Source organism: Bradyrhizobium sp. HKCCYLRH2015 (genome assembly GCF_051168215.1).
Taxonomy (GTDB): Bacteria; Pseudomonadota; Alphaproteobacteria; order Rhizobiales; family Xanthobacteraceae; genus Bradyrhizobium.
This window is the reverse complement of sequence record NZ_JBNPUO010000007.1, coordinates 157,407-180,625: the sequence shown is the minus strand read 5'-3', so window position 1 is coordinate 180,625 and position 23,219 is coordinate 157,407. Positions and strand designations below refer to the sequence as shown.

The following is a 23,219-nucleotide window of genomic DNA, read 5'->3' as shown; positions in this document are numbered from 1 at the left end:
CGCCAGGACGTCGTGCATTCTCCATACAGAACTGTATGGAGGGTGTGCCATGCGTGATGTGCTGCTGGTATGCGCGGGGCTGCTGGCGATCACCGTCGCCGTGATCCATGGCGTGCTCGGCGAGACGATGGTCTTCGCGCGTGCCGCCATCTCGCCGGAGCGGCTGCGAACCCTGCTGCGGCTGGTCTGGCAGACTGGCACGGTGGCGTGGATCGGCTGTGGCGTGCTGCTCGCCGTCGCCCCGCAAATGGCGTCGGAGCCGGCGCGGCATTGGACGGTGGCCACGGTCATCGTCGTGTTCGCTTTCGCTGGAGGCGCCAATGCGCTGGCGACGCGCGGGCGGCATTTCGGCTGGGTCATGCTCGCCGGCGTGGTCGGTCTCGCCATCGCCGGCTACTGATGCGGGGAATTCCGGTCGACCGCAGCGCCGCCACGTACCCGGCCAGAGGAAGGCACCGTGACGCTCCGTCACCGCCGCGTCGCCTCAACTGCCGTTCGGCCGCACTCCGTTCACCGCGAGGCCACTGCCGCGACACATTCGCCAAGAATGGTTCCAACTTAGAAGGAGTCTCTTTGCAGACACGGCGACGAGCCGCTTAGTTGTTCGTCGTCGCGAACGGGTGCCCGGTGTCGACATCGATCCGGGGCGCGCAACCGTTCTCCGATTTGCTTGTCTGGATAGGAGAGGGGACGGATCGATGTTGGTCGACGTGGTGCGGAAGTTGGTCGTCGTAGGTGGAAGCGTCGGCATGCTCGTGATGGCAGCGCAGGCGCACGCCGGCGGATCGAACGAGATCTGCCTCACCTATGCCAATGGTCAATTCGAGCCCAAGGAGCCGACCGTTCCTGCGGACGCGCCGCTGACCATCCGCGTCAGGAACATGGAGGGCAAGGCGATCGAGTTCGAGAGCGAGACCCTGAAGGTCGAGAAGGTGATCGCGGCCAACAGCGAGGCGGTTCTCAACGTCCGCGCGATGAAGTCCGGGCGCTACGAGTTCTATAACGACTTCAACGAAAAGGCCCGCGGCTTCGTCAACGTCCAATAGGTTCAGATCCCATGCTCGCCGCCCTGATCATCGTCTTCCGCGAAGTGTTCGAAGCCGGCCTGATCGTCGGCATCGTGCTTGCCGTCACCAGCGCGGTCCCGCATCGCCTGCGCTGGATCGGCGCGGGGCTGTTTGCCGGCCTGGTCGGCGCATGCATCGTCGCGGCGTTCGCGGGAACGCTGACTCAGCTCTTTGAAGGCATGGGACAGGAATTGTTCAATGCGGGGATCCTGTCGGCTGCCGTGATCATGCTGACCTGGCACAATGTCTGGATGGCCCGGCACGGCCGCGAGATGAGCAACGAGCTGCGGACGATGGGCCAGGCGGTGGCCGAAGGCGCCAAGCCGCTGGTCGCGCTGGCGACCGTGATCGCCATCGCCGTGTTGCGCGAGGGCAGTGAGGTCGCGCTGTTTCTGTATGGCGTGGCGGCCTCCGGCGACGGCGGCGGGCGGGCGCTGCTCGGTGGCGGCGTTCTTGGCCTGCTGCTCGGCGTCGCCGTCTGTCTCGCGACCTATCTCGGTCTGATGCGCATCCCGCCGCGCGCGCTGTTCAAGACCACCACCGTGCTGATCACCCTGTTGTCGGCGGGAATGGCCGCGCAGGCGGTGTTCTTTCTCGCCCGCGCCAACTGGCTGACGTCATTCGACCAGGTGGTGTGGGATTCGAGCGCGGTTCTGCCCGAGCGTGGCGTCGCCGGGCGGACGCTCAAGGCTCTGATCGGCTATACTGATCAGCCTACCGCGATGCAGCTTGCAGTCTACATCGGGGTGATCGTCGCCACCATCGCGCTGATGCGTCTGACGGCGGCTCCGCCAGCGCCGCGTGCGGCTCCCGCCGAATGATCATTGCAGCGGCGGATCGCCCGAGGTCCGCTTCTTGGCGAGATCCATCTCGGTCACGGCGATGAGGATTTCGGCGCGGGTCTTCAGGTCCGGCGCCTCGAGCATCGCCTGCTTCTCCGCCGGTCCGTAGGGCGACATCATCGCCAGCGCGTTCACGAGCGCCTCGTTCGGCGCCGCTTCGATGCCGGCCCAATCGACCTTCAGATTATTGGCCTTGAGGAAGTCGGTGAGCACCGCGAGCAGCGCCTCGCGGTCGACCGCGTCCTCACCCTTGCGCGCCGTGAAATCATCGACGAACGGGAAATAATCGACCTTGCACTGCCGATAGGGCGTCAGCACCGTCATTTCCTCGACCACCTTGAAGCGGGACACGCCGGTGAGCTCGAGGATGTAGCGGCCATCGCCGGACTCGGCGAGCTGCGTGATCCGGCCGACGCAGCCGACCTTGAACAGCACCGGGCGCTCCTCGCTGGAGGAATGGGTGACGTCGGGCTGGATCATGCCGATGAGCCGATGGCCGTCGCGAAGCGCATCGTCGACCATCGCGAGATAACGCGGCTCGAAGATGTTGAGCGGCATTTGGCCGCGCGGCAGCAGCAAGGCTCCCGCCAACGGAAACACCGGAACGATCTCCGGCAGCTCGGCGGGACCGCGATATTCGGCATTGATCGGCATGCGATACCTCGTGTCCGCTGGAACGAGCGCGCGTCCCGCCCAGCCGGGTTACGAAAACAGGATCGTCGACAGCCGCTTGCGGCCCTCGATGGTGGCCTCGTCGGCGCCGCCCCAGGCTTCGAAGAACTGCACGAGCTGCTTGCGCGCGCCGTCCTCGTTCCATTTGCGGTCACGCTTCACGATCTCGAGCAACTGGTCGGTGGCTTCCTTCCGCTTGCCCGCGGCGTTCAGCGCGGTCGCCAGGTCGAAACGCGCCTGGTGGTCGAGCGGATTGGCGGCGACCTTCTGTTCGAGCTCGCCGACCGGCCCGAGCGACTGGGCCTGCTCGGCCAGATCGATCGCGGCCTGCACGGCGGAGACCGCCGAATCGCTGCGCTTGGAGTCCGGGACCATCGCCAGCGTCTGCTTGGCCTCGTCGATCGCGCCGAGCTCGACCTGGCACTTGGCAAGCCCGGCGATCGCCGGGATGTTGGCGGCGTCGACCGCGAGCACCTCGGCATAGATCTCGGCCGCGCCGGCCGCATCGCCCTCGGCCAGCACGGCTTCGGCTTCCTTGAGGATCTCGGCGATGTCGGGCTCGCCGGCGCCGGGAACGCCCTTGGTGATCTTTTCGATGAAGGTGGCGACCTGGCTCTCGGGCACGGCACCCATGAAGCCATCGGCGGGCCGTCCGCCGACGAACGCGATCACGGCCGGAATCGACTGGATGCCCATCTGGCCCGGGATGGCCGGATGCTCGTCGATGTTCATCTTGACCAGCTTGACCTTGCCCTTGGCGGCCTTGACGGCCTTTTCCAGGATGGGCGTCAGCTGCTTGCACGGTCCGCACCACGGCGCCCAGAAGTCGATGAGGACCGGCTGCCGCTTCGATTCCTCGATGACGTCCTTCACGAAGCTCTGCGTCGTGGTGTCCTTGATCAGATCCGGCACCTGCGGCGCCGCTCCGCCGCCCTGTTCAACAATGGTCACGGGGTCCCTCGTCCGAAAAAATTCCGATGGACGGCGACCGGGAACCGGCCGCCGCCGCGCCTCAATACACGTTTTCTTTCACTTTAAGTGGCGGTCCAGCCGGAAATTTCAATCAGCGCCCATCGCGGTCCGGTGATGGGCAGGTTTTGGCCCGGTTCGGCCGGTCCCGACCGCTAAAATTTGAACGTCGCCGGCGTACGAAACCTGTCGCAGACCTGTTGCATTCGTCCGCGGCATTTGGCATAGGTCTGCCCGTCGCTGGCGGCCACGCCGCCAAGGCGTCACGGATGCGGGTGTAGCTCAGTGGTAGAGCACGACCTTGCCAAGGTCGGGGTCGAGGGTTCGAACCCCTTCGCCCGCTCCAAAAATTCCGCTCCGTTGCTCTCTCGCTTTATGCCTCATCGTTTCGTCGCCGGGGATTTGTCCCAGGCCGCGAGTGCGTCGGCAAATATCCGATCCCCACTTGGACCTTTGCCGATTGCGAGGATGCCCCGGCGCTGGTTCGCATAGACGACCGGGATGTCGAACCATTCGCGCCGCGCGAGAAGCTCCTCATTGCGTGTGCGATCGGCCTCGACGTTGGACAAGCCGACCAGGAACGAGCCTTCGGTGATCTTGACGGAGAGCCCGGCGAGCGGCGTCCCGCGCGACTTCTCATCCGTCTTCATCAGCATTCCCGGCACGTTGCTGACGCCGCCACCGACGAAATCGGCGGCGGGCCTGAAGGTGAGCTCGGCGACATGGCTGGCCGGCAGGCTGGGATCGTCGTTGCGGCGCAGCTGCAGGCTGACCTTCAGCTTGCGCTCGGGAATGTCGATCTCGCCACGGATCACCGGCGTGGGCCGCCCTGATTGTGCATTCTTGACCGTCTCGGTCCGCCAGGTCACCGAGCCAGAATACCGCTTGCCGTTGGGGTTGGAGAGATCCTCGTCATACAGCACCGCGAGTCCGGGCGTCCGCGCGTCCGGCGCGTCGGAGGATGCGGTCGGGCTGGGCAGGGGAGCGCTGCTATGTCCGGCGCCCAGGCCAGCGGGCTGCGCCGGCTTCGCCGCAGCGGCGCTCAGTTGGGCGCTGCCGTCGATCGACGTGAACATCACGAGCGGGCGCTGCGCTCCGCCGGTGGCGCGCTCCACCGCCGCGTTGGTCTGGTTGAAGGTCTCGATCAGGCGTTGGCCAGGCTGCTTGAGCGCTTCTGCAAGGGCGGCGGCGAACACGCCGTGACCGTCCGGACCGCGCTGTCCCGCCGTCCCGGCCTGTGCGGCAAAGGAGATCACGGTCTGTGCGGAAACGTCGACCGGGACGAGGCCGGCGGCAAGACCGGCGATGCCGCGCCCGGCGAACGGATTGGAGCGGAAGGCGTCGAGAATGATCACGTTTTGCCGGGAGCTCGATCCGCTCAGCTCGCGCAGAATGCCAGTCAGGTCGCGCAGCTCGGTGGTCAGGTCCGCGGGCGTCGCCGGCGCCGCGTCGACCGGGACGAGATAATCGGCGCCGCCAAGGTTGAGTCCGTAGCCGGCGTAGTAGACCAGCGCGACGTCGGCGTCGGCGATCCGGCCCTTGAACTCGGCCAGCGCGCGATCGAAGCCGCGTCGGTCGAGGTCGATCTGCGCAGCACCACCGCTCAGGGTGAAGCCCAGCCGCGACAGGCTGTCGGCGATCAGCCGGGCGTCCGCCGCCGGCTCGTCCAGCAGCGGCGCGCGCTCGTGGATGGAGTTGCCGATCACCAACGCCACCCGCTTGTCAGCGGCAGCCGGCCCCGTGGTGATCAGGATCACGCCGACGACAAGGATGATTGCAGACAGCAGCTGCCCAACTCGGCCGATCACCCGACGCATGCCAACGATCTCCTGCCATCCGATCCGAACGCTCGCGGTGGTAATACCGCAAGTCGAACAAAACCGGAACAAGAATCGTGGCAGAAAAGAGAAAATTGCCGCCGGGTGTTGGCCGCCTAGACGACCACCGGCGTGCGCACTCGCCCGGCGTCGCCGAACACCCGCAGGTAACGGGCGATCTCGGCGGGGTCGCCGGTCGCCTTCTCCGGGTTGTCGGACAGCTTCACGGCGGGATGGCCGTCCGCCGACGTCACCTTGCAGACCAGCGAGATCGGATCGAGGTCGACCGAGCCGTCCGGCGAGCAGCCGACGAAATCGTTGGTCAGGTTGGTGCCCCAGCCGAACGACAGCCGCACCTGGTCGGAGAAGCGATGATGGATCTGCTCGATGGATTCGACGTCCATCGCGTCGGAGAACACCAGGAGCTTCTGCTTGGGATCGCGTCCCTTCGATTTCCACCAGGCGATGATCTCCTCGCCGGCCTGGATCGGCGGCGCGCTGTCGGGCCGGAAGCCGGTCCAGTCGGCGACCCAATCGGGTGCGTCGCGCAGGAAGGCCTTGGTGCCGAATGCGTCGGGCAGCGCGATCAGGAGGTTGCCGGCATAGGTCTGCCGCCACTGGTCGAGAATGCGATAGGGCGCGAAGCGAAGCTCGTCATCGTCCTTGGCAAGCGCCGCCGCGACCATCGGCAGCTCATGCGCGTTGGTGCCGATGGCTTCGAGATCATTGTCCATCGCCAGCAGCACGTTGGAAGTGCCGGTGAACGACGAGCCGAGACCTTCCTTCACGGCCTCGACGCACCAGCGCTGCCACAGGAAGCCGTGACGGCGGCGGGTGCCGAAATCCGACAGCCGCAGGCCGTCCAGCTTGCGCAGCCGCTCCACCTTGGCCCACAGCTTGGCCTTGGCGCGAGCGAACAGTACGTCGAGCGCGAACCGGCCCTGGCCCTTCATCGCTTGGCGCGAGCGCAGCTCGTTGACGATGGCGAGCGCCGGGATCTCCCACATCGTGGTGTGCGTCCATGGCCCATGGAAATGCAGCTCGTACTGGCCCTCGGACTTGTGCAGCTCGTATTCGGGCAGGCGGAAATTGGCGAGCCAGGCGATGAAGTCCGGCGAGAACATGTGGGTCTTGCCGTAGAAGGTGTTGCCGGCCAGCCAGATCAGTTCCTTCTTGGAGAAGCGGATGGTCCTGGCGTGATCGAGCTGGGCGCGCAATTCGCCTTCGTCGATGACGTCGCCGAGCCGCACGCGCTTCGTCCGGTTGATCACCGAGAAGGTCACCTGCTGATTCGGGTAGAACTCCCGAATCATCTGCAGCATCAACAGCTTGTAAAAATCAGTGTCGAGCAGGCTGCGCACGATCGGATCGAGGCGCCAACCGTGATTATAGGTCCTGCTCGCGATGTCTGTGACTGTCATATGATCGTTCTACAGCGCCGGTCGCAAACCCGCCACTGGGCTTGTCGCAGGTGAACCTTGCGGCGCGGCGGCATCCTGGCTCGCGCTTGTGAGCGCTATTTGCGCGCCAGCAGCGGCACGCCGGGGTCGAACGTCAGCACCGCCTCGGCCCATTTCGCGACGCGGAGCACGTGGAGGTCGTTGCGATAGGGGCCGGCGATCTGCACGCCCAGCGGCAGGCCGTGATTGCCGAACCCCGCCGGCAGGGAGACGGCTGGCGCTCCGACGAAGGTCCAGGGCGCGCAATATTCGGCATCGCCGGTCCAATCGAGGCCGCGCGGCGCTTCCCCGAAGGCCGGCAAGGTGAGCACCGCATCGAAGCCGTCGAGCTCGGTTGCGAGCGCCCTCTGCCGATGCGCCTGCGCGGCCTTGGCGGCGAGATATTCCATGGCGGTCTTGCTGCGGCCGCTCTCGACATGGTCCTTCATGACTGCGCTGACGCGATCCGGATAGCGCGCGATCAGGTCGGAGAAGATCGTGGTCGCCTCGCTGAGCATGATGGTGGTGACCGCCTTCCCGTTTGCCGTATCGAGCTCTCTCAGTTCGATCTCGGTGATCGCCGCGCCGGCGTTGCGCAACGTGTCGACGACCGACTCGAACACCGCCTTCTGGTCCGCCTCCGCGCGCTCCCATTTGGCGAAGCGTACCACCGCGAGCCGCGGCCTGGAGAGCGGCGCGACGCCCTGCGCAACATCCACCGTGAAGCCCGGCAGCGGCCGGCCGTGGCGATCGTCGGCGCTGCTGCCGGCCAGCAGCGAGAGGGCGAAGGCGACGTCGTCGACGCGGCGGGCGAAAAAGCCGACATGGTCGAGCGACGGGCTGAGCGGATGCACGCCGACGCGGGGAATCGCGCCGAAGCTCGGCTTGAAGCCGACGACGCCGTTGAACGCCGCCGGCCGGATCACCGAGCCGAGCGTCTGCGTGCCCAGCGCCAGCGGCACCAGGCCCGCCGCAACCGCCGCGGCTGATCCGGACGATGAGCCGCCCGGCGTGTGCTCGGGGTTCCATGGGTTGACTGTCGGGCCTGGATGACGCCACGCGAACTCGGTCGAGACCGTCTTGCCGAAGATCGTCGCGCCGAGATTGCGCAGCCGCTCGACCACCCAGGCGTCCGCCTCCGGGACGTGATCGCGATAGATCTGCGAGCCGTTGGTGGTCGGCATGTCCGAGGTGGCGATGATGTCCTTGATGGCGACGGGAATTCCGCCCAGCGGTCCGGCCTTCGCCGTGACGTCGCGCGGCAGATATTCGAACGCCTTCAACTGCGGCTCGATCGCTCGTGTCCTCGTCAGACATTCTTCACCATAGCCCGCCGCCGCGGCCGGGTCGGCGGCGAACCGGCGCAGCAGCTCGAGAACACCTGCACCGGCCTTCGGCGTCTGAAGTTCGGACTGTCGCGACATCGGGCATCCTGTTTGGCACGAGTTTTGTTCGGCACGAGTCTTGGAGGTTCTCGCACGGCCCGCGCCCGCTCGTGCTGCCGCAGAGTAGCGACTGGCGATGCGGCCGCCAGTCGCGCCTGCGATCAGTGCGTATGAATACAGCGCATGGCCGTGCTTGCCGTCAGCGCAAAAGCGATCGATGGGTTGCAAGAGCGCGCACATCAAGCGCGCATTTGGCATGCTTTGAGTGCAGAGGCGGCTCGTGAGTGCCGCGCAAACTTCGCCGCAATCCGCTTCTCACCCGCTCAGGATGTGCTACCATTTTCGCGCAGGACCACTCGACGTGGCCGGCCAAAGGACGTCCTCAGATACGTTCCGAAAAGTAGACGCAGCCAGACGAGCTGCCTCATGGGAGTGAAGCGATGACATCGGCTTTCCACCGAAGCATTCTTGCGCTTGCAACAATCGGTCTTCTCGCCGGCACCAGCATTGCCGGCGCGCAGCAGAAATCCGACGCGGGTAAGCCGCTCAAGAAGTACGAATCGGGCACCAAGGAATTCTGGACGCATCCGCCGGACGACTGGTTCCTCGGCGACGAGACCGAGGCGCAGAAGGGGTTGGCGCCGCCATCGGGCCCGCCGACCGGCGCCTCCGATGCCGAGCTCGCCAAGATCGTCAAGCAGGTGAAGCTGCCCGACGGCTTCAAGATGGAAGTCTGGGCCTCGGGCGTGCTTGCCGCGCGGCAGATGGCCTGGGGCGACAAGGGCACGCTGTTCGTCGGCTCGTTCGGGCTCGGCAACGTCTATGCGATCAGCGACAAGGGCGGCAAGCGCGAGGTCAAGACGGTCCTCAAGGGCCTGAACATGCCGACCGGCCTCGCCTTCCAGGACGGCAATCTGTACGTCATCGCCGTCGACAAGCTGATCAAATATGAGAACGCCGAGGCCAATCTCGACAATCTCGGCCAGGGCAAGGTCGTCTATGACGACATGCCGTCCTATGCGGCGCATGGCTGGAAATACATCGCGGTCGACAAGGACGGCTGGTTCTATATTCCCTTCGGACCGCCCTTCAACATCGGCATTCCGCCGACATCGGTGTCGCAGATCCGCCGCGTCGATCCGCGCACCGGCAATGCCGAGATCTATGCGCTCGGCGTGCGCAACAGCGTCGGCGGCGACGTCGATCCGCGCACCGGCAAATACTGGTTCACGGAGAATGCGCGCGACTGGGTCAGCGACGATCTGCCGAGCGACAAACTCAACATGATCTCGAAGCTCGGCGAGCATTTCGGCTATCCCTATTGCCACCAGGGCGACCTGCCGGATCCGAAGTTCGCGATGGGCCACAAATGCTCGGAGTTCACGCCTCCGGTGCTGAACCTCGGGGCTCACGTCGCGCCCCTGGGCATGAAGTTCTATACCGGCGACCAGTTCCCGGCGGAGTACAAGAACAACATCCTGATCGCCGAGCACGGCTCCTGGAACCGGCACAAGTACCAGGGCGCCCGGATCATGCGCGTCATCGTCGGTCCCGACGGCAAGGACGCCAAGCAAGAGGTGTTCGCTTCCGGCTTCATCGAGGGCGACCAGGGCTACCTCGGCCGTCCCGACGACATCATCCTCGCCAAGGACGGTTCGATCTTGGTGGCGGACGACTGGGCCGGCGCGATCTATCGCATCAGCTACGAGAAGAAGTGATCTCGTCGTGAAAGCGGGGCTGCGCGCTGCCTTATGGCGGCCGCAGCCCCAACTATTTTCGGGGCTGCGCGTTGATCTGAGCGTGGCGATCCCGGCCGCGCAGGCGAAGCCGGGCATTCGGAGGATTTGACATGCGTCATGGAGTTGCCGCTGCGGCATGCGTGCTGGCGCTGGTGTTGATGAGCCCCTCCGCGCAGGCGGCTGATGTCGAAGCCGGCAAGGCAAAGGCCGAGCTCTGCGTCGGCTGCCATGGCGAGAACGGCATCTCGCAGACCGAGAACATTCCTTCGCTGGCCGGCCAGCAGGACCAGTTCATCCAGTGGCAGCTGGTGTTCTTCCGGGCCGGCACCCGCAAGAACGAGGCGATGAAGCCGATCATCGATCAGCTGAACAACGAGGACATCCGCAACCTCGGCGCCTATTTCGCTTCGCTGCAGCCGGCGAAGTCACCGCCCGACGATAATCCGGAGCTGTCGAAGAAGGGCGCCGAAGCCGCCGCCGGTCGCCGCTGTGCCTCATGCCATCTCGACAGCTATGCCGGCACCAAGGGCGTGGCGCGGCTCGCCGGCCAGCGCGAGGAATATCTCGTCAAGGCGCTGCACGACTACAAGAGCGGACAGCGCGTCGGCGGCAGCCAGGCCGCGATGACGGATGTTGCCTATCCGCTGAGCGCGGAGGAGATCACGGCGCTCGCGCATTATCTCGCGCATGTGCAGTGACGGGTGATCGACTGGAGGCCTCGCGCCACCCACAGCCGTCGTCCCGGACAAGCCCGCCGACGCGAAGCGTCGGTGGGTGCCGATCCGGGACCCATACCGCGGAGTCTATCGAGGAAGTTCGCTGGCAGTCGCCTGCCTCACCACGGCCGCGGCGTATGGGTCCCGGCTCAAGGCCGGGACGACGGCGGAGTGTGTGGTGGCGCCGGAGCTGACTTACGCGTCCGCCCTTGAGGCCACGCAACGTCAGGGACTACTTGCCCCGCTGCGCCTCGTACACCTTCAGCTGAGTATATGAAATCCGCAGCCGCGGCACCGGGACCTTGGCGGCATCGGCGCGGGCGACGAGATCGCCGATGACGTGATCGGCCTCGACCGGCAGGCCGGCGCGCAGATCGCGGAACATCGAGGCGGTCATGGGGGAACCCTCCGCCGTGAGCATGCCGGAAACGCGCTGGAAGAAGGCGCCGGCCGGCGCGTAGCCTGCAGCCGCAGCGGTGGCGCTGCATTCGTCGAGCATGCCGAGCAGGAAATCCTTGCCGCCCGGCGCGGTCAGGATCACGCCGACCGGCCCGCGCATCAAGGTGGTCGACGCCGCGAGCGAGGACAGGAAAACCCACTTCTCCCACATGTCCTGCATGATGTTCTCGCTGGCCGACGCATTGAAATTGCCGCGCTGGAAAATCTCGAAGATCGCGCGGACGCGCTCCGACGATCCGCCGTCGCGTTCGCCGAAGCTCAGCGACTGCATCGGCTGCAGCTGCACCACCTCGCGGCTCTCGTTCAAGGTCGCGGCGATGGCGCAGAGCCCGCCGAGCACGCGCGCGCGACCGAACCTGGCGTCGAGCACGTCGAGGTGCCTCATGCCGTTCAGCATCGGAATGATCGCGGTGTCAGGTCCCACCGCGGGTGCAAACGAGTCGATCGCGTCGTCGAGATCAAACGCCTTGCAGCTCAGCAGTACGACGTCGAAGTGCTGCTTCAAACCGTCCGCCTGCACCGTCTTCGGATTGGGCAAGGTGACGTCACCGGTCGGACTGCGGATCACGAGGCCGGCACTGGCGAGCTCAGCCGCGCGGCGCGGGCGGACCAGGAAGGTGACATCGGCACCGGACTGCCGCAGCCGGCCGCCGAAATAGCCGCCGATGGCACCGGCGCCGACGACGAGAATACGCATGGGTGGATCCCTCTGTGAGCGGGCCGCATCATGCAGAAGCGAGTGACGAATGGCGAGCAGCGAATGGGAATAGGCTCCATTCCCTATTCGCTACTCCCTATTCGCCATTCGCCTCTACCATTTCTCGCCGAACGGCCGGATCTCCATTTCGAAGGTCCAGGCGCTCTTCGGCTGCTGGTAGAGCTGCCAATAGGCACCGGCGACCGACGCCGGCGGCATCAGCAGGTCCGGATTGTCCAGCGCCTCCTGACCCCAGAGCTGGGCGCGGCGCTCGCGGACCCAGGCGGTATCGACGCCGGAATCGATGATGAGATGGGCGACATGGATGTTCTGCGGCATCAGTTCGCGCGCCATCGCCTGCGCCACGGCGCGCAGTCCGAACTTGGCCGAAGCGAAGGCGGCATAGCCGGAGCCGCCGCGCAGCGACGCGGTCGCGCCGGTGAAGAAGATCTTGCCGCCGCCGCGGGGCAGCATCAGCCGGGCGGCCTCGCGCCCGGTGACGAAGCCGGCCCAGCACGCCATCTCCCAGACCTTGCGGAACACCCGGTCCGTCGTCTCTAGGATCGGGAAGTTCACGTTGGCGCCGACGTTGAAGATCACGACCTCGAGCGGCGCATGCCTGTCGGCGTCGTTGAGGAAGGCGGTGGTCTCGTCCTCCTTGCGGGCATCGAGCGAGCGCGCCACGATCCGCCCGCCGGCGGCCTCGACCTCCGCGACCAGCGGCGCGAGCTTGTCGCCATTGCGGCGGCCGGCGAACACCGTGAAGCCTTCCGACGCGAACTTCTTGACGATCTCGGCGCCGATGTAGTCGCCGGCCCCGACGACCGCGACGGTGGCGTTGCGCTGTTGCATGCTTTGTCTCCCGATCTCACTTCAGCGTCATTGCGAGGAGCCCCGGGTCTCGCCTATGGCGAGCCCGTCGGGCCGTGCTTCGCGCGGACCCGTCGGCTCGCGATGATGGCGATCACTTGCCCAGGATATATTCCTCGACGTCGCGCAACTGCTCCTTGCCGAAGAACATCTCGTTGCCGACGAAGAAGGTGGGCGAACCGAATGCGCCGCGCTCGACGGCGGCTTGCGTGTTCTCCACGAGCTTCGCCTTGACCTCGGGCTCCTGGGCGCGCGCGAACAGCTTGGCCCCGTCGAGCCCGGAGGATGTGATCGCAGCGATCGCGATCTCGGGATCGTCCATCTTCTTCGGCTCGCGCCACATGTGGTGGAACGCCGCGTCGACATAGGCCTCGAACACGCCTTCGAGCTGGGCGGCGATGGCCGCGCGCATCAGGTTCAGCGTATTCACCGGGAAGTATGGATTCCAGACCCAGGGCTGCACGTGGTAGCGCTTGAGGAAACGCTGCGTCTCGACCTCGTGGAACTCACGCTTGTTCCTGACGCCGGCGAGCGACTCGGCGGGCGACTTGTTGTTGGTCGCCTTGAAGATGCCGCCGAGCAGCACCGGGACATAGTAGAACTGGACGCCGATCCGCTGCACGATCGCCGGAATCGCCTCGTGGCTCAGATAGGCGTTGGGACTGCCGAAGTCGAACATGAATTCTGGCGCTGGACGGCTCATGGGCGGTCTCCTCGGTTTTTCACATTGTGGTCCAGCGCAGCAGCCCCGTCCAGGGTTTTATGACGGTCATCATATTCCAGCGGCCGGGAGGCATCGGAGTGCATCAGATCATCCTGTGCACCGTCCGCTTGCGCCAGACCACGAGATAATAGCTCATCTGCAGCAGCATCATCGCGGCGAATGTGATGGGATAGGCGAGCCAGACGCCGTCGAGTCCGATGCTGTGGCTAAGCCAGGTGGCAGCCGGCACCTCGATCGCGGCGATCGCAAACGCCGAGATCGCCAGCGGCATCCACACCGTTCCAGACGCGCGCATCGCCGACGAGAACGTGATGGATATGCCGAACAGCACCGAGCTCCACAGCACGATGTGCAGCGAATGCTGCGCCACCTCGATGACGGCTGGGTCGGTGATGAAGAAGCCCATCAGCACCCGTGAGAACAGATAGCCGATCGCGACGAGGCCGCCGGTCAGCACGACATTCATCTCGATGCCGGTCCGCACGATGTCGCCGATCTGCTTGGCCTGGCCGCGGCCGATTGCCTGGGCGCCGAAGATCGAGACCGAGATCGCGATGGACAGCGCCGGAAACTGCACATAGCCGAGCACCTGGTTGACCGCGCCATAGGCCGCCGTCGCGTCCGAGCCGAAGCCGTTGACGAGGCCGATCAGCACCATCTCTGCCAAGGACATCACGATCATGCCGATCGCGGCGGGGATGCCGAGCCGCAGCACCGCCCGCAGCAGCTTCGCATCCGGCAGCATGCCGCGCAGGAAAGCCGCGTCGATCGCCAGCGGGTGCTTGCGCCGGCGCAGATGGAGATGGAGCCAGGCCAGCGTCGTCAGGGTCGAGATCGCCGAGGCCCAGGCCGCACTGGCGACGCCGAGAACGGGCGCGCCGAGCCAGCCGCGGATGAACACCGGCGTCAGCACCAGGCCGAGCGTGGTCGATGCGGCGAGCGAGGCCAGCGGCGTCACGGTGTCGCCGACGCCGCGCATCTGTGACGACAGCAGGATGTAGGCGAAGGTCAGCGGCATCGTGATCATCATGATGCGGGCATAGCCCGCGGCGGCATCGAGGATGTTGGCGGGCGTGGCGAGCGCGGTCAGCAATTCGCGGCTGAACACGCCGCCCAGCACCGCGATCAGGCCGCCGAGCAGCAGCGCGATGCTCAGGGTCGTGCCGGCGATCTGCTTCACCTTGGCCGGCTCGCCGGCGCCCCAGGCCTGTCCGATCAGCACGCCGGCGCCCGAGCCGAGGCCCATGACAAAGGAGACGAAGAAGAACATCGCCGGGAAGAACACCGAGACCGCGGCGAGCGCATCGACGCCGATCATCTGGCCGAGATAGACATTGTTGATGGTGCCGAACAGCGATTGCAGGATGTTGCTCAGCATCATCGGGACGACGAACATCAGGAACGGCTTGCGCAGCGAGGCGGTTGGCGGCGACACGGCATGGTTCTCCGTCGACCGCTCGTCGTTCGACGCGCGGTCGCGTTGCGAGGAATGAAGGCGAGAGCGAACGGCCGCTCTCGCTGACTGTCGAAATCAGCCGATCTCAATCGGCCCTGTGGCGATGCGCGAGCGCCACGGCATGGTCGCGGATGTCGGCCGGCCAGTCCGCGATCAAGCCGGCGAAGCGGGCGAGATCGCCGGCGAACAGCGCGCGGGACGCCTCCTCGAACTGTGGCAGGTTGCTGCCGATCCCCGACATGAAATGATAGGCCGCGTCGCGCGCCTCGCGGGCGCGGTCGCTGTCGCCGTTGGCGCGGCGGGCTTCGTGGACCAGCTTGCGCAGGGCGACCGAGGCGCCGCCCGGCTGCGCATTGAGCCATTCCCAGTGCTGCGGCAGCAACGTGACCTCGCGGGCCACGACCCCGAGCTTTGGCCGGCCGCGGCCGCGCGGCCCGGTCGGCGGCTGGTCTGCGACCGCGCCGGCGTCGACCGGCAGGCGCGCCAGGATCTCCCGGTCGCTGCCGCGCAGATCGATGTCGATCGGCTGCCCGGTGCGGTCGTTGAAGATCACGATCGGCTCGGTGTTCGGCGCGGCGTGTTTCAGCACCAGCGCCACCTTGGGCAGGGGCCCGGCGGCGATCCGGGTCTGGCCGGCAAATGCGGTGAAAGTGTCCATGGCTTGGTCCCTTTGATGCGCTTAATAAGACCCGGATGAAATTAAAGTCAATATTACCCGGATAATTATTGTGGCCCTGCTCCGGTGCCGAGGACGCCTCGCCGAACCCGTCCCGTCCTGCTACGGAACGGCGCCCGCCACCCGATCCGTCCCTGGGAACCCCATGCTGACCGTTCACCACCTCAACAATTCCCGCTCGCAACGCGTGCTCTGGCTGCTCGAGGAGCTCGGCGTCCCCTACGAGATCATCCGCTACGAGCGCCAGCCCGACATGCGCGCGCCCAAGGAGCTGCGCGCCATTCATCCGCTCGGCAAGTCGCCCGTGATCACCGACAACGGCAACACGGTCGCCGAGTCCGGCGCGATCGTCGAATATCTCGTCGAGACCTATGGCGAGGGACGGCTGATCCCGCCGCCGAAGACGCCGGAGCGGCTGCGCTATTCGTACTGGCTGCATTATGCCGAGGGCTCGGCGATGCCGCTGCTGCTGCTGAAGCTGCTGTTCAACATCATGCCGAAGCGTGCGCCGGCGCTGCTCCGTCCGATCGTGCGCAAGGTGTCGAACCAGGCGCTGACCACGCTGGTCAATCCGCAGCTCAAGCAGCACATGGCGTTCTGGGAAAGCGAGCTGCAGAAGAGCGAGTGGTTTGCCGGCGAGGCCTTCACCGCGGCCGACATCCAGATGAGCTTTCCGCTGCAGGCGGCGGCATCGCGCGGCGGTCTGGAGCAGGGCCATCCGCGGGCGATGGATTTCCTCGCCCGCATCGAGGCACGGCCGGCCTACAAGATCGCGCTGGAGAAGGGCGGGCCCTACGAGGTCGGCCGCTGAAGCCGGCGTCTATTTCGATTGCGCGGCGGTGGCTTCCGTCGCCGCGATCACCTCGCGCACCAGGCGCGCGACGCCCTTGATGTCGCCGTCGGGGTCGATGGAATCACCGAGCCTGGCCACCACCATGCGCTGGCTCGGCATGATCACGAGCCGCTGGCCGAGCAGGCCAAAGGCGAAGAATGCATCCGCCGGAATGCCGGCGCGCGCCCGTCCCTGCGCGTGAACGTGCTGGCTGCGGTTGGTCCACAATCCCGCGCCATAGTCGGTGTCCGGCGTCGCGGTCGCCGACATCGCCACCCAGCCCTCGGGCAGGATGCGCTTGTCCCCGGCGACGCCGTCGCCGAGATAGAGCAGCCCCAGCTTCGCCCAGTCCCGCGCGCTCGCCAGCATGTTGCCGTAACCTTGCAGCGTGCCGGTGCCGTCGAACTGCAGCGTCGCGCTGCGCATGCCGAGCGGATGGAACAGCTCGCGCCACGCGAATTCGATCGCCTGCTCGGGACCGCCGGCGGCGTCGCGGATGATGCGCGCCAGGATCTGGGTGCTCGCGCTCGAATAGGCCCAGCGCTGTCCCGGCGGCGCAATCAGCGGCGCATGCACCGCGAACGCCGCCATGTCGCGGTGGATGTCCATCTGGCTCGACGGATCGAAGCCGGAATTGGTTTCGTCCAGCGCCAGGCCTGACGTCATGCGCATCAACTGCTCGATGGTGATGTCGTGGCGCGGATCCCTCGGCTCGCGCCATTCCGCGACCGGCGCCGGGATCGACGGGCTCAGTCTGCCCTGCCGGGTGAGGATGCCCAGCAGCGCATTGGTGACCGTCTTGGTCATCGAGAACCCCATGAGCGGGGTATCGACGCCGATGTTCGGCGCATAGCGTTCCGCGATCAGGCGACCGTCCTTGACGACGACGATCGCCTTGGTGCGGCGGAATGGCGGGCTGGCCGGCTCCTCGAAGGCGTGATCGAGCGCCGCCTTCAGCGCGGGATCGCTGGGCTCCACCGCAGCGTCTTCGGCGAAGTCGGGCAAGGCGGGAGCAGGCGCAGCGGCGCGCAGCGCAGCGACGTCGGTGTGGGGCACGTAAGGCGGCTTCTGACCCTGAAGCGCCACGCAACCGAAACCATCGTGATACGAGGCCCGGGTGGCGTGCAGGCCGAGCAGCGACACCTCCACCATGCGCATGTCGGGCTCCACCCGGTAGCGCATCACGGCCCGCAACCGGCGCAGACCGGGCCGTTCCATGGTCTCCGCAAACACCGTCTGCGGATCGAGGCCGGAGACGTAGGTCTTGGCGCAGATCATCTCGGCGACCACGGTGGTCGCGACGCGCAGCGCCCGGTCAGGCCGATAGGTGAGCCATCCCGCCACCAGCAGGGCCGCAAACACCAACAGACCGACCACGAATCTTCGCAAATGCACCAGAACGTCCGACGCCGTCTCGCGGGCGAGCCTCGCTGCGCCCTGGTATGCTTCTAACGCGCCTCGGTCACCACGCCAACGGAGGGAAGCTGGTGCAGGGCCCCGCCGGGCGGCGGCAAATCGTCATCCGGGCCACGATCTCCTCCTATCGGCCAGGAACCGGGCGCCTCAGCGCCCGGCTGCGGTGGCGCCCTTGCTGCGCGGATCCGGCGCTCCGACGAATCCATCCGGCGTCACCAGGATGGAGTTGGCCGAGGTCCGTCCCATCGGCTCCTCGATCTTGTGGCCGCGGGCGCGCAGACCGGCGAGCACGTCATCGGCAAAGCCTTTCTCGATTCTAACCTCGTCGGGCATCCATTGGTGATGCAGGCGAGGCGCGGTGACGGCCTGGCGGACGTCCATCCGATAGTCGAGCACGTTGACGATCACCTGCAGCACGGTCGAGATGATGCGGCTGCCGCCGGGCGAGCCGGTGACGAGCACGGGCTTGCCGTCCTTCAGCACGATGGTCGGCGACATCGACGACAGCGGCCGCTTGCCGGGGCCCGGCAGATTGGCCTCGAAGCCGACCAGTCCGAAGGCGTTGGAGGCGCCGGGCGCGGCGGTGAAATCGTCGAGCTCGTTGTTGAGCAGCACGCCGGTGCCGTCGGCGACGAGGCCGACGCCATAGGGGAAGTTCAGCGTGTAGGTGTTGCTGACGGCGTTTCCGTCATTGTCGACCACCGAAAAATGCGTGGTGTTGCTGCCCTCGCGCAGCGGCTTGGTGTTGAGCACGTCGCCGGCGCTGGTGGCGTGCGCGGGATCGATGCCAGCGCGCTGGCGCGCGGCATAGTCCTTCGACAGCATCGCGCGCACCGGCGCGTCGACGAAGGCGGGGTCGCCGAGATAGCGCGCACGGTCGGCATAGGCGCGCTTCATCGCCTCGATCAGCAGATGCAGCGATTCGGGCGAGCCCTGCTTCAGCTCAGCGAGCGGAAAGCCCTCGAGGATGTTCAGCATCTCGACCAGCACGGTGCCGCCCGACGACGGCAGCGGCATCGACACGATGTCATAGCCGCGATAGGTGCCGCGCACCGGCGTGCGCAGCACCGGCTGGTAGGATTTGAGATCGTCCGCCGTCATGATGCCGCCGGCATCCTGGATCGCCTTGGCGAGCTGGTTGGCGACCGGCCCTTCATAAAATCCGCGCGGTCCCTGCTCGGCGATGGCGGTGAGCGTCGCCGCCAGATCGCGCTGGATCAGCCGGTCTCCATCCTTCAGCACGGTGCCATCGGGCCGCATGAAGATCGCGGCCGATGATTTCCATTTCGCCAGCCGCGGCGCCATCATCGGCAGCGTCACGGCGACGTCGTCGGCGACGGGGATGCCGTCGCGTGCCAGCACGATCGCCGGCTGCAGCACCTGCGCCAGCGTGAATTTGCCCGAGCCGTATTTCTCCAGCGCCAGCGCGAGACCCGCCACCGATCCGGGGACGCCGATCGACAGCGCCGAATCGCGCGACTTGGCGTTGTCGGGCTTGCCGTCGGCGCCGAGGAAGATGTCGCGCGTGATCGCGGCGGGACCGGTCTCGCGATAGTCGATCGCGATATCCTCGTTGGACTTGGCGATGTGGATGACCATGAAGCCGCCGCCGCCGATGTTGCCGGCAACCGGATAGGTGACGGCCATCGCAAAGCCGGTGGCAACGGCGGCATCGACCGCGTTGCCGCCGAGCGCGAGAATGCGCTGGCCGACTTCGGCTGCGATCCTCTCCTGTGCCACCACCATGCCATGGGCAGGCGGCTGCGCCGGCGCGGTGATACCGGGTGGCTGCGGGATATCGAAGGTTTGCGAATCCAGCGCCCGCGCGGGCAGGCAGCCGGCCAGCAACAGCATGAAACCCGCAAGGAGCCGTCGTCGATCAATCGTGAACGTGGTCATCGCAATTCTGCCGTTGCTGACATCCGCCTGGGATCGTCAGATGTTATAGGGCCGGGTCGCCGGCGTAAAACGCAACGCCGTGATTGTCGCGAGACGCGACGCTGGGATTGCAGAGGATTTTCGAATGGCCGTCATCACGATCGAGACCTCTGGCACTGCCGACGGCCGAATCTATCCCGGGCGCGCGGCCGTCGTCAGCTGGATCTTGTTCGATTGGGCGGCGCAGCCCTATTTCACGCTGATCACGACCTTCGTCTTCGCGCCCTATTTCGCGGCGCATGTCGCGCCGGACGCGGCGAGCGGCCAGGCGCTGTGGGGCTTTGCGACCGCCGCGGCCGGCATCGTCATCGCGCTGCTGTCACCGGTGTTCGGCGCCATCGCCGATGCCACCGGGCGCCGCAAGCCGTGGATCGCGGCGTTCGGCGCGCTGCTCGTGATCGGCGCCTCGCTGATGTGGATCGGGCGTCCCGGCGCGCCCGAGCTGATCCCGCCGCTGCTCGCGGCCTATGTGATCGCCACCATCGGCGTCGAGTTCGCCACCGTGTTCAACAACGCGATGATGCCGACCCTGGTGCCGCCGGAACGCATCGGCCGGCTGTCCGGCACCGGATGGGCCACCGGTTATGTCGGCGGCATCCTCTCGCTCATCATCGTGCTCGGCTTTCTCGCCGCCAATCCCGACAGCGGCCGCACGCTGTTTGGATTCAAGCCGCTGTTCGGGCTCGATCCCGTGAGCCATGAAGGCGACCGCATCTCCGGTCCGCTCACGGGGCTCTGGTTCATCGTGTTCGTGCTGCCGATGTTCCTGTTCACACCGGACTTTCCGGCACGGCACCGGCTGGGCGCGGCCGTGCGCGAGGGGCTCGGTCAACTGAAGCAGACGCTGCGCAGCCTGCCGCAGCAGCGTGACGTTGCACTCTTTCTCCTCGCCAACATGATCTACACCGATGGGCTGGTGTCGCTGTTCGCTTTCGGCGGCATCTATGCCGCCGGCACATTCGGTTGGAACACGATCCAGATCGGCACCTTTGGCATCATCCTCGCCGCCGCCGGCACGTTCGGTGGCTGGCTCGGCGGCAAGCTGGATGATTTTCTCGGGCCGAAGCGTGTGATCGCCGGCAGCATGACGCTGCTGCTGCTCGCGATCGTCGCGATTCTCATGGTGAGCCGTGATTCGGTTCTGTTCATTCCGGTGACGCCGGCCGTGCCGGGCGGCCCGCTGTTCGCCTCGCTGCCGGAGCGCGCCTACCTCCTGCTCGGCTGCGTCATCGGCGCCTGCGGCGCGCCGCTGCAGGCGGCCTCGCGCTCGCTGCTGATCCGCATGGTGCCGAAGGAGCGCGTCGCGCAGTATTTCGGCCTGTTCGCGCTCACCGGCAAGGTGACGTCGTTCATCGGGCCATTGCTGATCGGCACCATCACCGCGGTCACTGCGAGTCAGAAGGCCGGCATGGCGGTGCTGGTGCTGTTCTTCGCGACCGGATTGCTGTTGCTGGCGCGCGTGAGTTCAGATCGTCCTGCGGAGCGGGCTGCCTGAACTCTCTCCGGGGGCATTCCGGGGCGTCGCGCAGCAACGAACCCGGAATCTCGCGCCTCGGCTCCGGATTCCGGGGTCGCGCTGCGCGCGCCCCGGAACGACGGTGAAGGCGCTCAGTGCCGGAAGTGCCGGACGCCGGTGAGCACCATGGCGATGCCGTGCTCGTCGGCGGCCTTGATGACCTCGTCGTCGCGCACCGATCCGCCCGGCTGGATCACGGCGGTGGCACCGGCCTCGATGCAGGCGAGCATGCCGTCGGCGAACGGGAAGAACGCGTCGGAGGCGACCACCGAGCCCTTGGTCAGCGGCTCGGCGAGCTTGAGCGCGCTGGCCGCATCCAGCGCCTTGCGTGCGGCGATGCGCGCCGAATCCACCCGGCTCATCTGTCCGGCGCCGATGCCGACGGTCGCCGAATCCTTGGCGTAGACGATCGTGTTCGACTTGACATGCTTGGCGACGCGGAAGGCGAAGCGCAGGTCGCGCAGCTCGGCGTCGGTGGGGGCGCGCTTGGTCACCACCTTCAGCTCCATGTCATCGACGACGGCATTGTCGCGGCTCTGCACCAGCAGGCCGCCGGCCACGGTCTTGGCGGTGAGGCCGGCTTCGCGCGGATCGGGCAGGGCGCCGGCGAGCAGCAGCCGCAGGTTCTTGCGCGCTGCGATGATCGAGATCGCCTCGTCGGTGGCGTCGGGCGCGATGATCACCTCGGTGAAGATGCCGGTGATGGCGCGCGCGGTGGCGGCGTCGAGCTTGCGGTTCATCGCGATGATGCCGCCGAACGCCGAGGTCGAATCGCAGGCCAGCGCCTTCTGATAGGCGGTGACGAGATCGGGGCCTTCGGCGACGCCGCAGGGATTGGCGTGCTTGACGATGACGCAGGCCGCGGTGCGCGCCGGGTCGAACTCGGCGATGCACTCATAGGCCGCATCGGTGTCGTTGATGTTGTTGTAGGACAGCTCCTTGCCTTGGAGCTGGCGCGCGGTGGCGACGCCGGGACGGCGGCCGGGCAGCGCGTAGAACGCCGCATGCTGGTGCGGGTTCTCGCCATAGCGCAGCGACTGGATCAGCTTGCCGCCGAAGGCCCGGTAGTCGGGCGCGTCGTTCTGGATGGTGGCGGCGAACCAGTTGGAGATCGCAGCATCATAGGCGGCGGTGCGCGCATAGGCCTTGGCGGCAAGCCGGCGGCGCAGCAGCAAGGTGGTCGAGCCCTCGTGGCGCGCGAGGTCCTCGAGCACGGCCTCGTAGTCGTTGACGTCGACGACGACCGCGACATCCTCGTGGTTCTTCGAGGCCGCGCGGATCATCGCCGGGCCGCCGATATCGATGTTCTCGATGCAGTCGCTGAACGACGCGCCGCGCTCGGCGGTGGCCTCGAACGGATAGAGATTGACGACGAGGAGATCGATCGGCGCGATGTTGTGCGCCTTCATCGCCTCGGTGTGCTCGTCATTGCCGCGGATGGCGAGCAGGCCGCCATGCACCTTGGGATGCAGCGTCTTGACGCGACCGTCCATCATCTCGGGAAAGCCGGTGAGGTCGGAGACGTCCTTCACCTTCAGGCCGGCCTCGGCAATGGCCTTGGCGGTGCCGCCGGTGGAGATCAGTTCGACGCCGCGCGCAGCGAGCGCCAGCGCGAAGTCGGCGAGGCGGGTCTTGTCGGAAACGGAGAGCAGAGCACGGCGAACGCGACGAAGCTGGTTTGTCATGGCAAAGAGTCCTGTTGCAGGAGTTCAATTTGCCCAGGCGCACGGCGGTCGATCCCGCGCTCCCCGATGGTGCTCCATCCAAAGTCGCCAGTCGCGCGAGAGCCGGCCTCATATCAGCTTTTGCCGATGGCGACAACGGGGAGGTGTGTGTGCTCGGGATCGATTGAGCGCTCATGTTGGCTCGAACGCGCGTCGCAGGCGGTGCCCTTACCTCGCCCCGCTTGCGGGGAGAGGTCGGATTGCATCGCCAGATGCAATCCGGGTGAAGGGGTACAGGTCTCGCCACGTGCACTTCCCGTGCGTC

The 23,219-nt window shown here is 66.5% G+C and carries 20 protein-coding genes, 1 tRNA gene and 1 riboswitch; of the genes, 8 read left to right on the top strand and 13 right to left on the bottom strand.

Annotated elements, in window-relative coordinates; all coding sequences use genetic code 11:
• Positions 1 to 49 precede the first annotated feature (49 nt).
• The 3 genes from ACQR1H_RS19665 to ACQR1H_RS19655 all read left to right on the top strand — a co-directional run bounded on the left by ACQR1H_RS19665 (position 50) and on the right by ACQR1H_RS19655 (position 1,888).
• Entirely contained in the window at positions 50 to 400 is a 351-nt protein-coding gene (locus ACQR1H_RS19665) for a hypothetical protein (protein WP_434908061.1), read from the top strand.
• 349 nt (positions 401 to 749) lie between these two features.
• Complete coding sequence (locus tag ACQR1H_RS19660) at positions 750 to 1,046, top strand: cupredoxin domain-containing protein (protein ID WP_315800775.1); 297 nt, start codon at positions 750 to 752, stop codon at positions 1,044 to 1,046.
• A gap of 11 nt (positions 1,047 to 1,057) precedes the next feature.
• Entirely contained in the window at positions 1,058 to 1,888 is an 831-nt protein-coding gene (locus tag ACQR1H_RS19655; protein WP_315800774.1) for an FTR1 family iron permease, read from the top strand.
• Here the strand turns inward: ACQR1H_RS19655 and ACQR1H_RS19650 are convergent, their stop codons facing one another.
• Both ACQR1H_RS19650 and trxA read right to left on the bottom strand, forming a co-directional pair.
• A complete protein-coding gene (locus ACQR1H_RS19650; protein ID WP_315715855.1) occupies positions 1,889 to 2,563 on the bottom strand; it encodes an LON peptidase substrate-binding domain-containing protein in 675 nt (224 codons plus the stop codon).
• A 48-nt stretch (positions 2,564 to 2,611) separates the two neighbouring features.
• Entirely contained in the window at positions 2,612 to 3,532 is a 921-nt protein-coding gene (trxA, locus tag ACQR1H_RS19645) for a thioredoxin (RefSeq protein ID WP_434846061.1), read from the bottom strand.
• Positions 3,533 to 3,821: 289 nt separating this feature from the next.
• Between trxA and ACQR1H_RS19640 the strand changes: the two genes are divergently transcribed.
• Positions 3,822 to 3,896 (top strand) — tRNA-Gly (locus ACQR1H_RS19640).
• Between the two features lie 34 nt (positions 3,897 to 3,930).
• Here ACQR1H_RS19640 and ACQR1H_RS19635 read toward each other — a convergent pair.
• The 3 genes from ACQR1H_RS19635 to ACQR1H_RS19625 all read right to left on the bottom strand — a co-directional run bounded on the left by ACQR1H_RS19635 (position 3,931) and on the right by ACQR1H_RS19625 (position 8,230).
• Positions 3,931 to 5,367 carry a caspase family protein gene (locus tag ACQR1H_RS19635; RefSeq protein WP_434908060.1) on the bottom strand — a complete coding sequence of 479 codons (1,437 nt, stop codon included), beginning with the start codon at positions 5,365 to 5,367 and terminating at the stop codon, positions 3,931 to 3,933.
• 116 nt (positions 5,368 to 5,483) lie between these two features.
• Positions 5,484 to 6,788 carry a nicotinate phosphoribosyltransferase gene (pncB, locus tag ACQR1H_RS19630; protein ID WP_434895410.1) on the bottom strand — a complete coding sequence of 435 codons (1,305 nt, stop codon included), beginning with the start codon at positions 6,786 to 6,788 and terminating at the stop codon, positions 5,484 to 5,486.
• A 95-nt stretch (positions 6,789 to 6,883) separates the two neighbouring features.
• A complete protein-coding gene (locus ACQR1H_RS19625; RefSeq protein WP_434908059.1) occupies positions 6,884 to 8,230 on the bottom strand; it encodes an amidase in 1,347 nt (448 codons plus the stop codon).
• A gap of 401 nt (positions 8,231 to 8,631) precedes the next feature.
• Between ACQR1H_RS19625 and ACQR1H_RS19620 the strand changes: the two genes are divergently transcribed.
• Both ACQR1H_RS19620 and ACQR1H_RS19615 read left to right on the top strand, forming a co-directional pair.
• Positions 8,632 to 9,909 carry a PQQ-dependent sugar dehydrogenase gene (locus ACQR1H_RS19620; protein ID WP_315800769.1) on the top strand — a complete coding sequence of 426 codons (1,278 nt, stop codon included), beginning with the start codon at positions 8,632 to 8,634 and terminating at the stop codon, positions 9,907 to 9,909.
• Positions 9,910 to 10,040: 131 nt separating this feature from the next.
• Positions 10,041 to 10,628 carry a c-type cytochrome gene (locus ACQR1H_RS19615; RefSeq protein WP_315800768.1) on the top strand — a complete coding sequence of 196 codons (588 nt, stop codon included), beginning with the start codon at positions 10,041 to 10,043 and terminating at the stop codon, positions 10,626 to 10,628.
• Between the two features lie 250 nt (positions 10,629 to 10,878).
• On the opposite strand, the gene panE is transcribed toward ACQR1H_RS19615, so the two are convergent.
• From panE to ACQR1H_RS19590, 5 genes are all read right to left on the bottom strand, one after another.
• Positions 10,879 to 11,802 carry a 2-dehydropantoate 2-reductase gene (gene panE / locus ACQR1H_RS19610; protein WP_316238556.1) on the bottom strand — a complete coding sequence of 308 codons (924 nt, stop codon included), beginning with the start codon at positions 11,800 to 11,802 and terminating at the stop codon, positions 10,879 to 10,881.
• Positions 11,803 to 11,916: 114 nt separating this feature from the next.
• The gene (locus tag ACQR1H_RS19605; protein ID WP_316180249.1) at positions 11,917 to 12,654 is read right to left on the bottom strand and encodes an SDR family oxidoreductase; all 738 of its coding nucleotides are present in this window, start codon (positions 12,652 to 12,654) and stop codon (positions 11,917 to 11,919) included.
• Positions 12,655 to 12,766: 112 nt separating this feature from the next.
• On the bottom strand, positions 12,767 to 13,375 hold the full coding sequence (locus ACQR1H_RS19600; RefSeq protein WP_315800765.1) for a 2-hydroxychromene-2-carboxylate isomerase: 609 nt from the start codon (positions 13,373 to 13,375) through the stop codon (positions 12,767 to 12,769).
• Between the two features lie 103 nt (positions 13,376 to 13,478).
• The gene (locus ACQR1H_RS19595; RefSeq protein ID WP_434908137.1) at positions 13,479 to 14,792 is read right to left on the bottom strand and encodes an MATE family efflux transporter; all 1,314 of its coding nucleotides are present in this window, start codon (positions 14,790 to 14,792) and stop codon (positions 13,479 to 13,481) included.
• Positions 14,793 to 14,937: 145 nt separating this feature from the next.
• Positions 14,938 to 15,510 (bottom strand): DUF2239 family protein, encoded by a 573-nt coding sequence (locus ACQR1H_RS19590; RefSeq protein WP_434908058.1) that lies wholly within the window; start codon positions 15,508 to 15,510, stop codon positions 14,938 to 14,940.
• A 163-nt stretch (positions 15,511 to 15,673) separates the two neighbouring features.
• Between ACQR1H_RS19590 and ACQR1H_RS19585 the strand changes: the two genes are divergently transcribed.
• A complete protein-coding gene (locus ACQR1H_RS19585; protein WP_316215485.1) occupies positions 15,674 to 16,339 on the top strand; it encodes a glutathione S-transferase family protein in 666 nt (221 codons plus the stop codon).
• 9 nt (positions 16,340 to 16,348) lie between these two features.
• Here ACQR1H_RS19585 and ACQR1H_RS19580 read toward each other — a convergent pair whose 3' ends face one another.
• Both ACQR1H_RS19580 and ggt read right to left on the bottom strand, forming a co-directional pair.
• Entirely contained in the window at positions 16,349 to 17,755 is a 1,407-nt protein-coding gene (locus ACQR1H_RS19580; RefSeq protein ID WP_434908057.1) for a serine hydrolase domain-containing protein, read from the bottom strand.
• Positions 17,756 to 17,923: 168 nt separating this feature from the next.
• On the bottom strand, positions 17,924 to 19,630 hold the full coding sequence (gene ggt / locus ACQR1H_RS19575; RefSeq protein WP_316215487.1) for a gamma-glutamyltransferase: 1,707 nt from the start codon (positions 19,628 to 19,630) through the stop codon (positions 17,924 to 17,926).
• Positions 19,631 to 19,799: 169 nt separating this feature from the next.
• Here ggt and ACQR1H_RS19570 point away from each other — a divergent pair, with 169 nt between their 5' ends.
• Positions 19,800 to 21,209 carry an MFS transporter gene (locus tag ACQR1H_RS19570; RefSeq protein WP_316180259.1) on the top strand — a complete coding sequence of 470 codons (1,410 nt, stop codon included), beginning with the start codon at positions 19,800 to 19,802 and terminating at the stop codon, positions 21,207 to 21,209.
• 113 nt (positions 21,210 to 21,322) lie between these two features.
• On the opposite strand, the gene purH is transcribed toward ACQR1H_RS19570, so the two are convergent.
• Positions 21,323 to 22,915, bottom strand: a complete 1,593-nt coding sequence (gene purH, locus ACQR1H_RS19565) for a bifunctional phosphoribosylaminoimidazolecarboxamide formyltransferase/IMP cyclohydrolase (RefSeq protein WP_315800759.1) — start codon at positions 22,913 to 22,915, stop codon at positions 21,323 to 21,325.
• Positions 22,916 to 22,939: 24 nt separating this feature from the next.
• A riboswitch (ZMP/ZTP riboswitch) is annotated at positions 22,940 to 23,020 on the bottom strand.
• Positions 23,021 to 23,219: the final 199 nt, after the last annotated feature.